This window comes from Psychrobacillus sp. OK028 (genome assembly GCF_900103605.1).
Classification (GTDB): Bacteria; Bacillota; Bacilli; order Bacillales_A; family Planococcaceae; genus Psychrobacillus.
In genome coordinates this window covers 369,351-384,603 of the sequence record NZ_FNHY01000003.1, presented here as the reverse complement: position 1 = coordinate 384,603, position 15,253 = coordinate 369,351, and the positions used below count along the sequence as shown (strand labels likewise).

Genomic DNA, 15,253 nt, shown 5'->3' with positions numbered 1-15,253 from the left:
GAAATATAAATACCAATATATTGTTATATGGAGGAAGATAATATGAGACGGGAAATGAAGAGGTGGGAAGATATTCACCTAACGGGAATCAATAAACTTCCTGCTCACGCCGATTTTTATAGATATGGAACAATAGAAAATGCTCAAACATTTACTAAAGAAAATAGTATTGGCTATACATTACTAGATGGAATATGGAAATTCTTGTTTGTGGATGCACCTGAGCTTTCGCCTAAAGGGTTTGAAAGAAAGGACTTCAGTATTGAAAGTTTAAAAGATATAGAAGTGCCATCAAGTTGGCAAATTAAGGGCTACGGGAATATGCACTATACAGATGTTTTGTATCCATTTGCCATTAATCCGCCGTTTGTTCCACAGGAAAATCCTACTGGTATCTATTTTAGAGAGCTTGTCATTTCTGATTTAAAAGATAGTGAAGCATATATTTTAAAATTTAATGGCGTAGATTCTGCATTTGATTTATATGTGAATGGACAGCATGTCGGTTTTAGCAAAATTTCACGAGTGCCATCTGAATTTGATATTACAGAGTACATAAAGGTGGGTAGTAATCGTCTCACTGTTAGAGTCTATCAATTTTCTGATGGAACTTATTTAGAAGACCAAGATATGTGGTGGCTCTCTGGAATTTTTAGGAGTGTTGAACTGTTTAAAATCAACAAAGAAACTCTTTGGGATGTCCATGTTGAAACAATACCCCATGAAAGTTATGAAAATTTCACATTAAAAATTGGTGGAGAATTTTTAACAAACCAAGTAACAGATATGGTCGCGACGCTTTATCATCATGATAAACAAGTCGACAAGTTTGAAGTGGAAGTGGTTGATGGGAAATTCGAATTGAACAGAGTCCAGGAAAATCCACTTTTATGGAATGCAGAGGAACCTAACCTGTATACACTTCACCTCGAATATAGTCTGTCAGGTGAAAAGGAAATTGTGCCATTACGCATAGGTTTCCGTGCCATTGAGATTATTGACAACGAAATCCGTGTTAATGGAAAACGCATATTCTTTAATGGTGTGAACCGCCACGACTCACATCCAAAGACAGGGAGAACAGTGAGTTACGAGGATATGCTTCAGGACATTAAAATGATGAAACAGTACAATATTAATGCTGTTCGTACAGCGCACTATCCAAATAATGATGTATTCTATGATTTATGTGATGAATATGGTCTCTATGTCATTGATGAAGCGGACCTTGAATGTCATGGTTTTGAAAATACTGGAAACTATAATTGGATTTCTGACAATGAACTATGGGAAAAGCAATATGTTGAGAGAGCGGTACGCATGGTGAAAAGAGACTGCAATCACCCGAGTATTATCATGTGGTCATTAGGAAATGAATCTGGTGCTGGTAGAAACTTTACCGCTATGTACAATGCTATCAAAACGATTGATCCTACTAGATTAGTTCATTATGAAGGTGACAGAAATGCCGCGTACAGTGATGTATACACAACGATGTACACTCGCTTGAATCGTCTTGAAGAAATTGGTAAGGATGCGGAAGGCAAGAAGCCTCATATATTATGTGAATATGGACACGCCATGGGTAATGGTCCGGGCGGCTTAACGGAATATCAGCAAACTATGAGAAAATATCCTAGATTGCAAGGTGGCTTCATCTGGGAATGGTGTGATCATGGAATTGAGTGGACGAACGGAAATGGAGAAATTTACTATTTATATGGCGGAGATTATGGTGATTTCCCTACTAACGGCAACTTCTGTATTGATGGGCTTGTATTCCCTGATAGAACGCCTTCACCAGGCCTATTTGAATATAAAAAAGTAATTGAACCAATTGTTACGGAGGAAGTAAACTTAGCGGAAGGGAAAATTCGTATTAAAAATCTATACGATTTTAAAAACCTAAGCGGAGTGACCCTTCAAATTGAAGTGAAATCAATCGGCTCACTAATCGAAGCGCAGGAAATGCAGCTACCAAGTATAGAAGCGCATGAATCAGTGGTTATTACGCTTCCAATAGATATAGTAAAAGCTGCCCAACAAGACGAAGTTCGTATCTATTTAAGCTATCAGGAATCGGAGGATACTCGCTATGCGGATAAAGGTCATGAAATTACAAGAGAAAGCTTCTTATTAGAATCTACAAAAGTTGAAAAAGAAGTGAGGTCTATCAATTCATTAGGATCTGAATTTGTTATGAAGGATGAAGGTGCTTTACTCACAATTGAAAACGATCAGTTCGAGGCTGTTTTCTCAAGTGTGTATGGCTCTCTGAAATCTTTCAAATGTGGCGGGGAAGAAATTATTATCAAAGGTCCAGAAGTTACCCTTTGGAGAGCGATTATCGACAATGACATGTACAAAAAGGATGACTGGGTTAATAAATACTTCCTTAAAAACACAAAAGAACAATTAGCAAATATGACTTGCGAAATGACAGAAGAATATGTGGATGTTATGATTACTAAATTTTTATCTACCGTGAACCAAGCGTGGGGCTTTCATCTGACATATCACTATCGAATGACTAAAAATGGTGCCTTGAATATTGAACTACAAGGTAAAAAGGTAATACGAGGTCTTGAAATTCCAGAACTGCTTCCGCGCATTGGTGTAACGATGCATCTTAATGAGGATTACAACAACGTTACCTGGTATGGTCGAGGTGATTCTGAATCGTATCAGGATACAAAACGCAGTCAACCCATTGGCTTATATAATAAGACTATTCAACAAATGCATACTGATTATGTATATCCGCAGGAAAATGGTTCACGTAGTGATACTTCCTTCTTAGCTGTAACAAATGATAAGCAAGCATATTTGGTTAATTTTAAAGAAACATATGATTTTACTATCCATGATTATGAAACAAGTGCGCTTGAAGAGGCGAAGCACCGCGGTAATATTAAGAAGTCACCATTTAGTGTGTTGACGATTGATTATAAGCAAAGTGGTGTTGGAAGTAACAGTTGCGGAGAGGAACAATTACCCCCATACCGAACTGTGATTGAGGATTTCCATCTTCAATTTGAAATAAGAAAAATAGACAAGAATTGCATAGCTGAAGAAAGTAAAATTTTTACTGTCCGTTAAATAAGTAAGCAGAGAAAACTCTGCTTCTTTATTTTTGCTTGACGAAAGGAGAAACTCATGAAATTAAACATAGAAGAAATCCCTTTTTCACGGTTTGGTTCTTATTTTTGTGTATCGAAGGAAAAGGCTACAAAGGAAATTTATATACGGGATGTTCATGGTGGAGACGATGCGCCATCAAAATTATTTAAATTGGATTTGTTACAGGATGGCATTGAACAAGAATTTGATATCGACGCTACGGAAACGTCCTTGCGTTTTTATTTAGTGAAGAATATAGAGAAATATGCTGAAATTATAATTTCGGAAGAAGACGAGCTTCATATAGAAGCTCACGGGGTGGAAGTTCGTTTGCAAGCTAATAAAGTGAAGTACGATACCCTTCATGAATATCAGGAAGGCATGTACGAATATCATATCTATCCGAAAGAATTGAAGCTGATGATTAGTAGGCTTTCAGGTATGATGTCTGTTGACGCGCCTTGGAATGTGATTGGAAATGACTATATCGATATTCGTATGAGTAATGGACACTTTGTCATTGAAAGTTATCGCACTGTGTTTACGCCAAAAGTGTATGCAAGCTTCCAAGCAGGAAAAGAAAAAGTAGAGCAGCTCTATCAGGATTGGGTAGAAAATAATGTTGTAAAAAATGAACTATATCAAGATTCGATTGATCGTGCTGTTTATATCACTTGGTCAAGTATAGTTCATCCGGATGGAGTCCTAAAAAATTATGCTATGTATATGTCAAAACTCTGGATGTATAACATCTGGTCTTGGGACAATTGTTTTAATGCCATACATATTGGCGAGAAGTATCCCGAGCTATCTTATTCTCAGCTAAAAATTTTTATGGACACGCAGGATAAGTCTGGAGCTTATCCGGATTTTGTGAATGATAAGTTTGTGTCTTATAATTGTATTAAACCACCGGTCTTTGCATACGCCTATGAAAAACTGATGGAAATGAATGACTACTTTAAAGAAGAGAGTCGCCTAAGAGAGGTTTATGAATCTACTAAAAAAGTAACACAATACTTTGATTTATATCGAACGTATGAAGGTAGACTTCCGCATTATAAGCATGGTAACGACTCTGGTTGGGATAATTCCTCTCTATTCCATCGTGGAATGACCGTTGAGGCACCAGACCTAGCTAGTTTTTTAATTCGAACTTATGATGTTTTAACGAAATTTGCTAATCTTCTTGGGGAAAAGAAAGAAGCGGATAAATTTGCAGAAAAGTCAGATGTACTTTTCACTCTATTAATGGAACGTCTATATGACGAAAAAGGCTTCTTTGGCCGTGTAGGTAAAGATGCTGAGAAAATTGACATCCGTTCCAGCTTGATATTGCGATTACCGATTTTAATAGGTTATCGCTTAGATAAAACAATCATGGACCAACTTGTAGAGGACCTTGTAGAAAACTTTGAAACAAAATATGGATTTGCAACCGAAATGCCATCAAGTGCGTTGTATAAGGAAAATGGTTATTGGCTTGGACCAATTTGGGCTCCTGTTACCTACCTTTTTATTGACTCATTAATTAGCTTTGGCTATAGCGAGATTGGAGAAAGAATTAAAGAAAAATATCTAAATCTTACGCTTGTTGGTGGAATGGCTGAAAATTTTGATCCGCATAGTGGTAAAGGACTCGTTGATACTTCCTTTACATGGACATCAAGTGTGTTCCTATCGTTAATTGAAGGTAAATAGTTGGAGGATTATATGCGAAAAAATATTGGAGAAATAGGGCTTATACTTGTTGCGATTATTTGGGGAAGTGGATTTGTTGCAAGTGCTGTGTCACTCGAACACTTTACACCATACCAAATACTTGTAATCCGTTTCCTTGTGGGCATTATTTTGTTAAGCTTTGTTTTTTTTAAGAAACTAAAGAACATTAAAAAAAGTACTATCATTAAAGGATCTATCATTGGGGTCTTTTTATATTTAGCTTTCGCTTTACAAACAGTTGGATTGGTGTATACAACACCTTCGAAAAATGCATTTATAACTGCTGTAAATGTTGTCATTGTACCGCTAATTGCTTTTTTCATTTTTAAACGAAAAATGGACAAGTTTGAGTTTTTTGGTGCACTACTTGCTATCATAGGCATCGGTGTATTGTCACTAAAGCTATCAGGTGGTGTCAATTTCGGAGATTTCCTTACATTATTATGCGCAGTAGCATTTGCTTTCCATATTATATACACAGCGATGTTTGTAAAGAATGAAGACCCGGTCCTATTAACGGTTGTTCAAATGGCAGTAGCTACAGTACTTGGATTTATTGTTGTTCTTTTCAAAGGAGAGACACATTTTGAAGCAAGTTTTGAAGGAGTAACGGCTGTTTTATATTTAGGAATAATCTCCACTACAATTGCTTTCTTACTTCAGACAGTTGCCCAAAAATATACAAACGAAACTAAGGCGGCCATCATATTATCTACAGAAGCATTCTGGGGAATGGTATTCTCTATTATTATTTTAAGTGAGGTATTAACCGGAAAAATGGTTATAGGTGCAACGCTAATCCTTGTAGCAATCATTATTTCAGAAACCAAGTTAGTGTTTTTTAAAAGAGATTATCGTGGAAAAGTGCAATAGTTGCGTTTGTATACTACAATAGAAATAAAATCGGATAAAGTAGGTTTTAGAAATGGCGACAATTAAAGATATAGCAGACTTGACCCAGCTTTCACCTGCTACAGTTTCTCGAGTGTTAAATTGTGACGAAACACTTAATGTGACACCGGAGACACGACAGCGAGTTTTCGAGGCAGCAGAGGAACTAAACTATGTTATCACCTCAAAACAGAAAAAAGTAAAAATGAAAGGGAAAATAGGGCTCTACTATTCTTTTTCACTCGAAGAAGAATTGGCTGATACCTACTATCTTTCGATTAGGGTAGCGCTAGAAAAAAAGCTAAAAAATATGAGAATGGAATTTTCAAAGATTACGAAAGATGACACAAAAAAAAGTGTTTCAAAGCTAGATGGAATTATCTGCTTGGGAACTTTTAAAAAAGCTGATATTGAATTGATTAAGAGTTTTGATAAACCGTCGGTATTTGTTGATGCGAATCCAGATGAGAATTATTTTGATGCAGTAGTAATTAACTTTAACTCAGCAACCAAAAGTGCACTTACTTATTTGGTAGAGTTAGGTCACGAAAATATCGGCTTTATCGGTGGTATCGACACGGATATGTTTGGGAACCGATTCAAGGATTTGCGACAGGACGTATTTGAAGCCTACTTGAAAGAAAAGGGAATTTTTAAAGAAGATTTCGTTAAAATTGGTGGCTATAATCCAAAGGACGGCTACCAGGCTTTAAAGGAAATGTTAAGCCAAGATGAGAAACCAACAGCGCTATTTGTCGCAAATGATTCGATAGCAATTGGATGCTACAAAGCTGCCTACGAACTAGGGGTTAAAATTCCAGAGGATCTCAGTATCGTCGGTTTCAATGATGTTTCCTCGGCTCAGTACATGGTTCCTCCGTTGACCACAGTGAAACTATATACTGAAGTAATGGGAGAAGCCGCTGTCGATTTACTGCTTGAACGAATTGCGACTAAACGCGGAATATGTAAGAAAATAACGATTCACACGAAACTTATCATAAGAGATAGTGCGATGGAGGTGAAGAAATAGTATTAAAAAACCACGAATTTAATTTTCGTGGTTTTTTGTATTATGAAAAAGTTAAGAAATCTGTTATACTTTGGATTATTTTTGCGTGATGTAATTAGGTGTACCTAGGTGGCATAGTAAACCAGGAAATTTTTTGATCTTATAAGATTGATGAACGTTGAGCAATGAAAAATCCTGACGCTACACATTATCTAATTCAATAAGACCTTTTAATTTTGAAGATAGCGGCAGAAAGTGGATCCACCTACTGATCTACGCTACATTTATTCCTCTATGCCAAATGTATACACGGTTTGCTTTTTGTATGTTGCATCAGCTTTTAGAATAATCGTAGGAAAACCCTCATGATGTAATGAAGCAGGGGAGGCTTGTGTCTCCAAACAAACCCCTAAATGTTGCTTCGACCTTCCTTTTTCTAACTCAAGATTATCGATAGAGCTATTTGCTGTGTACAACACGACTCCCGGCTGATTGGTCTTTACAGTTAATTTGCGTCCGCTTGTTTCGTCTTTTATGCAAATAACAGCTTGTTTTCTCTGATTCAATATAAAATAATGATCATAACCATTGTTAGCCATTATGTTTTGTGAATAGGTGGAGTTAATACCATCAGCAATTTTTCTTCCTTCACGAAAATCAAAAGGAGTATTTTCAACATGCAACTTCTTACCTGTTGGGATTAGTTCTTCACTAAGCTCCACAAACGTATCACTATCAATAGTAACGACATGATTGTGTATGTTTTGTGCTAAATTTCCAGTTAAATTAAAATAAGAATGATTGGTCAAAGTAAATGCTGTAGTTTTGTTGGATGTAGCAAAATAGTCAATGATAAGCTCGTTTTTATTGTTTAATGTATAAGTAACTGCTACATCCACTGTTCCGGGATATCCACCTTCGCCATCGTGGCTTCGATGTGTTAATGTCACGCCAACCGTATTTTCTGTTTGGAATGGTTTTGTTTTCCATATTATTTGATGGAACCCTTTCGAGCCTCCGTGTAAATGGTGAGTGTTATTATTTGCTTCTAGCATATATGTTTTATTATTCAGGGTAAACGATGCATCTTTAATCCTTCCGGCAACACGGCCAATAATCGTTCCTAAGAAGTTCGTATTATTTTCGTAATGCTGATAGTTTCTATATCCAAGTACAACATTTTCCAATTGTTGATTTCGGTCCGGAACGTTTATTTCGGTAATGATTCCGCCGAAGTCTAAGAATCTAATGCTCATGTTATTATTATTAATTAAGGTATACCGTTTCCATTTTCCGTCGATACTATGCGTCTCTATTTTCATCTAATTGACCATCTCTATTCAATGATTTGATAAATCGTTCAAATTCGGTTTGTTTTTTAAAGACTCCAGCATCTCCAAGTACTTTTGCGAATTTATCCCCAAGCTCTTTTTCCACTGCAGATTCGATTAGTTCTAAATGGGATAATTCACCATACTTTTCTTTTAGCTGATCAGCCCATTCTAGGTGGTAGGTAGCAACATTACTGTGTTTACCAAGTAAAAACTGTTTAATTTCATCTAATTCATTCTTTAGACGGGCTGGTAGGACTGCCAATCCCATTACTTCAATTAAACCGATATTTTCTTTCTTTATATGATGAACATCTGAATGAGGGTGGAAAATTCCTAATGGGTGTTCGTCAGTTGTTCGGTTGTTCCTTAAAACAAGATCGAGTTCAAACTTCCCATCTCGCATTCGAGCAATCGGCGTGATTGTATTATGTGGTGTATTTCCAGTAAATGCTATGATTTTAGCTTTCTTATCACTATAGTTTTTCCATGTTGAAAGTATATGATCGGCAGCTTGAACTAGTGACGCTTTTTCTTCACTTTGCAGGCGAAGAGTTGTTAATGGCCAATCTAAGATCGAAGAAGTTACGTTTGAGAAATTTTTCAATGTAAATGAGAATGCTTTCGGAGCATTGGTCATTGGGAATTCATATCTCCCTGCTTGATAGTGATCATGATTTAAGATGGAACCACCGACAATAGGTAAGTCTGCATTTGAACCAATAAAGTAATGCGGAAATTTTTCTATAAAGGCAAGTAATCTTTCAAAAGTCCCTTTACTTATTTTCATATCACGATGTTCTTCAGCTAGTAAAATACTGTGCTCATTATAATAGACGTAAGGTGAATATTGTAAGTACCAATTTTCATCTCCAAGCTGTATTTTAATAATTCGATGATTTGCTCTAGCTGGATATCCCAATCTACCTGCATATCCTTCGTTCTCAATGCATAAAACGCATTTTGGATAATCACTATTATGCTTAAAATCTCGTTCTCGCTTGATTTGTTCTGGATCTTTTTCAGGCTTTGACATATTAATGGTGATATCCATATTACCGTAGATTGTTTCAGCCTTATAATGGATATTTTTCTTGATTCGATTCATTTGAATATAGTTACTATTTTTACTTAATTCATAAAAGTAATCGGTTGCATCCTTTGGAGAGTTTTTATATTTTTGCTGGAAAATTTCATTAATAGTTGAAGGTCTTGCAACAAAGCAATTCATTATATTTGCTGATAGAATTTCCTTATCATCGAAATTATCCTCAATAACGTTATTGTCTAAAGCAAATGTAGTTATTTTTTCGAGCAAATTTGGAATTGAATCCTCTGTTATTTGTTCCGTTTTTTCACTACTCGATTCAATGTCCAATAGTGAAAGTATCTGGTTAAAAACATAAATTCGATCTGAAGGGTAGATTAGCTTTGTTTCAATTGCTTTTTGAATAAGACCTTGAATATGTTCATAAATCATTCGTTTGTCACATCCTTGTTATATCCATTTGGATTATTGACATGCCAGTTCCAAGCATCTTGAATGATTTTCTCAATAGAATTTTTAGCAGGGTGCCAGTTTAAAATAGAAGCCGCTTTCTCAGAACTTGCGATCAGAATGCTAGGATCACCCGCACGACGTTCACCAGATTTCTCTGGTATTATTTTTCCAGTGACTTTACGAGCTGTTTCTATCATTTCTTTAACTGAAAAACCTTGGCTACTACCAAGATTGAAGATATCGCTATTTCCGTTATTATCTAAGTAGGCAAGTGCTAAAAGATGTGCATGAATAAGATCCTCAACATGAACATAATCACGAATACATGTGCCATCCGGTGTATCATAGTCATTTCCAAAAACAGTTATATGAGAGCGCTGCCCGAGAGCAGTTTCTAGAATAATGGGGATAAGATGTGTTTCTGGATTATGGTGTTCGCCAATTTCCCCAGATTCTCTTGCGCCCGCAACATTAAAATAGCGTAAAGAAACATATCGGATTCCATCTGCTTGTTCACACCATTTCATCATTTTTTCCATCATCAGCTTTGTTTCCCCATAAGCATTTGTCGGATTTGTTGTTATATCTTCAGTGATAGGAACAGTTTCTGGCTCACCGTAAGTCGCTGCTGAAGATGAGAAAACGATTTTTTTTACATCAAATTCTTTCATGACTTGTAGCAAAACCTGAGTGCCATAAACATTATTGTCAAAGTACTTAAGTGGTTCTTCCATTGATTCGCCGACCAAAGAATTAGCAGCAAAATGGATAACTGAATCAATAGGTTCTTTATTAAATACCTCTCGCATAAATCTGATGTCTCTACAATCACCCTCGTAAAACTTTGCTTTAGGATGAATAGCTTGTTTATGTCCAGTTTGAAGATTATCAATAACAACTACTTCTGACGTTTGATCTATTAGCTGATAAACCGCATGCGATCCAATATATCCTGCTCCACCTAGAACTAATATACTCATTTACAACACTCCTCCAGTTATCTCTCTTGCTCCATCACCAATTGACGCAGTATAAAATGACGCTTCATAACCAATTGCACTAGCATAAATTTTGTTAACATTATCTCTGAAGCTATCAAGCTTATTTTTTTCGACAATTGCAATTGCACATCCCCCGAAACCGGCTCCTGTCATTCTAGCTCCAATAACCCCTGGTTGTTCCCGTGCAGTTTTTACTAATGTATCTAATTCAAAACCTGTTACTTCATAATCGTTTTGAAGAGAGAGATGTGATTCATTCATTAAACTTCCAAATTGATCTAAATTTCCTTGACGTAAAAGTAGAAGAGCTTTTAGTGTTCTCTCATTTTCATAAACCACATGTTTTGCACGTTTTCGGTTTGTTTCATCTTGAATAAGATACTTTTGCTCCTCAAATTGTTCAATCGATAAATCTCCCAGACTTTGAATAGGAAGTTCAGTTTGTAAATCCTTTAAAGCTTCTTCACATTGGGAGCGACGTTCATTATATTTTGAACCCGCTAAAGTTCTTTGTTTATTCGTGTTAATAATCATAATGACATGATTATCTAGCTCTATAGGAGCATATTCATATTCTAGCGTTTGGCAGTTCAATAAAATTGCATGATTCTTTCTTCCTTTTCCAATAGCAAATTGGTCCATAATACCACTATTAACACCGATATACTCGTTTTCTACTTTTTGTCCAAGCTTAATTATTTCTAGTCGGTCAATTGTTAAATTGTACAGTCCTTCTAAAAGAACCCCAGTTACCATTTCAATCGAAGCTGAAGAAGAAAGACCAGCACCATTTGGAATATTTCCATAATACAAGATGTCCATTCCATTCGATATTTTAAAACCATTTTCACATATGTATTTAATAACTCCTTTAGGAAAGTTCGCCCAAGAGTGTGTTTCATCATAATTCAAATTATTGAGGTCACATTCAATGATCCCTGTATCAGTGAAATTCATAGAGAAAAAGCGTAACTTTTGATCTTCACGTTTGTGGGCAAGTGCATATGTTCCAAACGAAATAGAGGCGGGAAAGACATGGCCTCCATTATAATCCGTATGTTCACCAATAAGATTAATACGTCCTGGAGCAAAAAAAGAACGTGGTGTTTTAGTAGTGTTGAATACAGATTGGAATTCATAGAGTAAATTTGGAATTCGCATGGATTTACCTCCTGTATTTAGTAAAATATTTTGTATAATTTAGTTTACTACATTTAGTTGGAATGTTCAAAATAATTCTTTTACTTATTTATTATTAGCCTTCAAGCCTTTAAAACAATAGAGAAAACTTTTTAGAACGAACAAAAAAATAAATATTTTCGTTTATTTTTCATAGAGAGAATATTTAGTTCGTGGTAAATTTTAAAAAAATCAAGTAAATTTTTTACTGAAATAAATTATCAATAGTTTACTTGTTTTGAAAGTATGTACAAATTTCAGATGATGAGATTGAGTGGTGAAATTAGTGACATATGCAGCATTGGGAGTTTATATTGGTGTTACAAAATTCGCGACGATGATAATGAAAGAAAATGGCGAAAAATTAAACGTTTGGACAATTTGAATTATTAAATTTCAATTCAAAGAATGAGAAAACTAAAGGATCTACATTCTATAAATAAAGAGCGGTTTATACTCTGCTCTGAGGCTATAAATACTGTATTATAGTATATATTAGAATAATCTATTAAATTCGGTAATTATAGAAATGGAAAAGGTGATTGAAAGTGGCAACTATTAAAGACATAGCTGAAAAAGCAGGTGTATCCTCTGCGACAGTTTCACGTGTGCTAAATTATGATACAAGTTTATCGGTAGCAGATGACACGAAGAAAAAGATATTTGAAATAGCAGAAGAGTTATCCTATAGAAAAAGCACATCAAAAAAATATTTTGATCAAAAGATTGCTATTGTACATTGGTATACAGAAAAAGAGGAGTTAAATGATCTCTATTATCTCTCAATAAGACTTGGGATTGAACAGCGTTGTAAAGAAATTGGTATGAATCCTGAAGTTTACTTTTTCGATAATATTAAAGATATAAAGGCCGCTGAGATTAAAGGAATTATTGCTGTCGGTAAATTTAGTGATCAACAAGTGAAGGAATTAGCAATAATTAATCCGTTGGTCATTTTCGTTGATTTCAGTCCAAATGAAGAAAAATACGATTCTATTGTCATTGATTTTGAAAAAGCAACAAAAAAAATAATCGATTTTTTTCTTTCAACTAAACATAGAAAAATTGGGTTTATTGGTGGGAGAGAGAAACTCAAAGGTCAAACTGAGTATATTGTTGACTTACGGGAAAAAACATTTCAATCCTATATGAAGGAAAATGGTGTTTATGATGAAAGATTTGTTTATGTAGGCTCCTTCTCTGTTGAGGATGGTTATAATCTGATGAAAAAAGCGATAGAAGAATTAGAAGACGATTTACCGACTGCCTTTTTTATGAGTAGTGATGTTATTGCTATTGGCAGTTTAAGAGCTCTTCATGAGGCTAATATAGCGATTCCTGATCGAGTAAGTATTATTGGAATAAATGATATGACTGTTTCAAAATACATGTATCCCTCTTTAAGTACAATCAAAGTGTATACAGAAATTATGGGAGAAACAGCTGTTGACACGTTACTTGAACGTTTGAAAGGCAGAAAAATCGCAAAGAAAATACTGATCTCAACAAGTCTGATTATCCGAAACAGTGTGAAAAAGGGATTGGTCTAGCTTGAGCGAGGGAAGGAATTACCTCTTTCTTAGCAACGACTATGACTAATCCAATCCAATTAGGAGATGTTCTAAAAAATTTAACAGAATATAGAGCAAAAAGTAATGGACCAGGTGTTCCCGAAATGATTGGTATTCATTTAGAAGGACCTTTTATAAATAAAGAACAAAAAGGAGCTCAACCAGCAGACTCTATTATTTCGCCAAACACTAATCTTTTTAAAAAATGGCATAGACTAACTGGTGATGCTATCAAGATTATTACATATTCACCTGAATTAGATCAAGGCTTTGAGCTACTAAAGGAACTGAAAAAGTTGAAAGTGATTCCGTCGATGGGTCATACAAATGCTTCTTACGATGAAGCAAATAGTGCTATTATTCAGGGGGTTACCCATGCAACACATTTGTTTAATGGCATGAAGAGTTTCCATCATAGAGATCCTGGAGTAGTTGGAGCAGCTATTCTACATGACAATGTTTATGTTGAAATTATTCCTGACGGTATACATTTTCACCCTGATTTACTAAAACTTATCGTAAAAATGAAAACACTTGAAAAAGTACTTGTAATTACCGATGGAATGCGTGCTAAAGGTATGCCGGATGGGGAGTATGATTTAGGTGGTCAGCGAGTATCTGTACGCGAAGGAAAATGTTCATTAATCTCTCATGATTCTTTAGCGGGAAGTATATTAACAATGAATAATGCTAGATTGAACCTTGTAAAGTGGCTAGATTTGTCTATACATGAACAAATATTAATTACTTCTACAAATCAGGCAAAACGTTTAGAGATATTAAGTCACAAAGGATCGATAAGTGTAGGTAAAGATGCTGATATTGTTGTCATAGGTCAAAATGGTGAAGTTGAGTTAACCATTTGTAGAGGAGCAATTGCTTACGAGCATAGTGGAGCTTTTTTATGATATAGTTTAAAAAATTCGAGTTAGCTAGAATAAATGAGGTGTATCAATGATTAACCAATTAAAAGAGGTATTCTCCACACTAAAAGTACATAAGGACGGTTCAAATCAACTAGACTCCGATTATAAATGGTTTGCTACAGACAAAGAGGAAATCATCGGTATCCGGAATGATGAACTAACTTCTAAAGATGTCTCATTATTGACTACTTTTCTAACACCTTATAATGTGAAGTTTCCTACGCCGACACAAGCAGAAAGAAACTGGAGGAAAATTATATACTCTACCGATTTGGGAGAGAAAGATTGGAAACCTAGTCACCCTTTTCGGTTCGTTTATTTTTCATTTAACAAAAATCAAATAGAACCGCTTTTGTTTAAAGATGCGATAGAAGGACTTTTTGATAAGCAAGTTCCTATTCTATGGGAGAATGAGCATGAAGGTTTTATCATAGAGCAACAAATGATGGAAGAGGAAAGTATATCGTATGAGCAGATAATCGATATCTTAATGAGCGATTTATATGTGAAAATTACTTTTTTTGTGGGACCGTACAAAAAAGATATGGAGGACCTTACACTTTATTATCATTCGCTGACGAATATTGCCAAACGTATTTTCCATTATACGACTAAATCGGTATTGACTTATGTGGAGGCCATTCCGTTCCTATTAACAAAGCAGACAGATGAAGATTTACGATTGGATATTTCTAAAACTATATTGCAGGAATACATACATGATGAAGAAACGATTCATATGATGGATACTTTTTTCCAGTGCAACTTAAATCTTTCCGAGACAGCAAAGGTACTTCATTTACACAGAAACAGTCTGCAATATCGATTGGATCGTTTCTTTGAAAAGACTGGGATAGATATTCGGCAATTTCAAGATGCAATGACTGTGTCTTTGGCGTTACTAGCTAGAAAATAAATTTTAGTAAATATTCACTAAGTTCTGCATTATCTTTGTGCACTATTCCCATTTCTTGAAAATTAGAAATATAGTATTCTATT

Annotated in this window: 11 protein-coding genes; 7 read left to right on the top strand and 4 right to left on the bottom strand. The window is 35.2% G+C overall.

The window, feature by feature from the left end:
- The first annotated feature begins 42 nt into the window (after positions 1–42).
- The 4 genes from BLR36_RS07755 to BLR36_RS07740 are packed head-to-tail and all read left to right on the top strand — an operon-like array spanning position 43 to position 6,766.
- A complete protein-coding gene (locus BLR36_RS07755) occupies positions 43–3,099 on the top strand; it encodes a glycoside hydrolase family 2 TIM barrel-domain containing protein (RefSeq protein ID WP_093061165.1) in 3,057 nt (1,018 codons plus the stop codon).
- 57 nt (positions 3,100–3,156) lie between these two features.
- Positions 3,157–4,821 carry an amylo-alpha-1,6-glucosidase gene (locus tag BLR36_RS07750; RefSeq protein ID WP_093061164.1) on the top strand — a complete coding sequence of 555 codons (1,665 nt, stop codon included), beginning with the start codon at positions 3,157–3,159 and terminating at the stop codon, positions 4,819–4,821.
- Positions 4,822–4,833: 12 nt separating this feature from the next.
- The gene (locus BLR36_RS07745; RefSeq protein ID WP_093061163.1) at positions 4,834–5,715 is read left to right on the top strand and encodes a DMT family transporter; all 882 of its coding nucleotides are present in this window, start codon (positions 4,834–4,836) and stop codon (positions 5,713–5,715) included.
- Positions 5,716–5,767: 52 nt separating this feature from the next.
- On the top strand, positions 5,768–6,766 hold the full coding sequence (locus BLR36_RS07740) for a LacI family DNA-binding transcriptional regulator (protein ID WP_093061162.1): 999 nt from the start codon (positions 5,768–5,770) through the stop codon (positions 6,764–6,766).
- Positions 6,767–7,029: 263 nt separating this feature from the next.
- Here BLR36_RS07740 and BLR36_RS07735 read toward each other — a convergent pair whose 3' ends face one another.
- Genes BLR36_RS07735 through BLR36_RS07720 form a run of 4 tightly spaced genes read right to left on the bottom strand, consistent with a single transcriptional unit; the run spans position 7,030 to position 11,739 of the window.
- Positions 7,030–8,067, bottom strand: coding sequence for an aldose epimerase family protein (locus tag BLR36_RS07735; RefSeq protein ID WP_093061161.1), 1,038 nt, complete (start codon positions 8,065–8,067; stop codon positions 7,030–7,032).
- On the bottom strand, positions 8,048–9,556 hold the full coding sequence (galT, locus tag BLR36_RS07730; protein ID WP_093061160.1) for a UDP-glucose--hexose-1-phosphate uridylyltransferase: 1,509 nt from the start codon (positions 9,554–9,556) through the stop codon (positions 8,048–8,050). The genes BLR36_RS07735 and galT overlap by 20 nt, the downstream gene beginning before the upstream one ends.
- Positions 9,553–10,557: a UDP-glucose 4-epimerase GalE gene (gene galE / locus BLR36_RS07725; RefSeq protein WP_093061159.1), complete on the bottom strand. Its 1,005-nt coding sequence runs from the start codon at positions 10,555–10,557 to the stop codon at positions 9,553–9,555. The genes galT and galE overlap by 4 nt, the downstream gene beginning before the upstream one ends.
- Positions 10,558–11,739, bottom strand: a complete 1,182-nt coding sequence (locus BLR36_RS07720; protein WP_093061158.1) for a galactokinase — start codon at positions 11,737–11,739, stop codon at positions 10,558–10,560.
- A gap of 566 nt (positions 11,740–12,305) precedes the next feature.
- On the opposite strand from BLR36_RS07720, the gene BLR36_RS07715 reads away from it, so the two are divergent.
- The 3 genes from BLR36_RS07715 to BLR36_RS07705 are packed head-to-tail and all read left to right on the top strand — an operon-like array spanning position 12,306 to position 15,170.
- Positions 12,306–13,307: a LacI family DNA-binding transcriptional regulator gene (locus tag BLR36_RS07715; RefSeq protein ID WP_093061157.1), complete on the top strand. Its 1,002-nt coding sequence runs from the start codon at positions 12,306–12,308 to the stop codon at positions 13,305–13,307.
- 17 nt (positions 13,308–13,324) lie between these two features.
- Complete coding sequence (gene nagA / locus BLR36_RS07710; protein ID WP_256371020.1) at positions 13,325–14,236, top strand: N-acetylglucosamine-6-phosphate deacetylase; 912 nt, start codon at positions 13,325–13,327, stop codon at positions 14,234–14,236.
- 46 nt (positions 14,237–14,282) lie between these two features.
- Entirely contained in the window at positions 14,283–15,170 is an 888-nt protein-coding gene (locus tag BLR36_RS07705) for a PucR family transcriptional regulator (RefSeq protein WP_093061155.1), read from the top strand.
- Positions 15,171–15,253 lie beyond the last annotated feature (83 nt).